The sequence below is a fragment of the Streptomyces sp. ATLC9 genome (assembly GCF_057196705.1).
In genome coordinates, this window is record NZ_JBXUOY010000620.1 from 1 (window position 1) to 375 (window position 375).

Here is a 375-nt window from a genome sequence, read left to right on the forward strand (position 1 = left end):
GACCTCGGCAGCCTTCCGGCGTGCCTTGGCCCGGTTGGTGCCGTCGCCCTTGGCCTTGCGGGCCAGCTGCCGCTGGGCCTGGGCGAGGCGGGTACGGTCGCGCCGCTCGTGGCGGGGGTTGGCGATCTTCTCTCCGGTCGAGAGGGTCAGCAGGTGGTCGAGCCCGACATCGATGCCGACGGCCGCGCTGGTGGCGGGAAGCGGCTTGACGGACGGGTCCTCGCACAGCAGGGACACGAACCAGCGTCCGGCCGCGTCCTGGGAGACGGTCACCGTGGACGGCGACGCACCCTCCGGGAGGGGACGGGACCACACGATGTCGAGCGGTTCCGCCATCTTCGCCAGGGTGAGGCTGCCGTCGCGGAACCGGAACGC

The 375-nt window shown here is 72.5% G+C and carries 1 protein-coding gene; it reads right to left on the reverse strand.

Annotated features, from left to right (window positions below):
- Positions 1-375 (reverse strand): RNA-guided endonuclease InsQ/TnpB family protein (locus AC2CJA_RS27360; protein WP_484605296.1); only part of this gene is annotated, 375 nt, incomplete at both ends.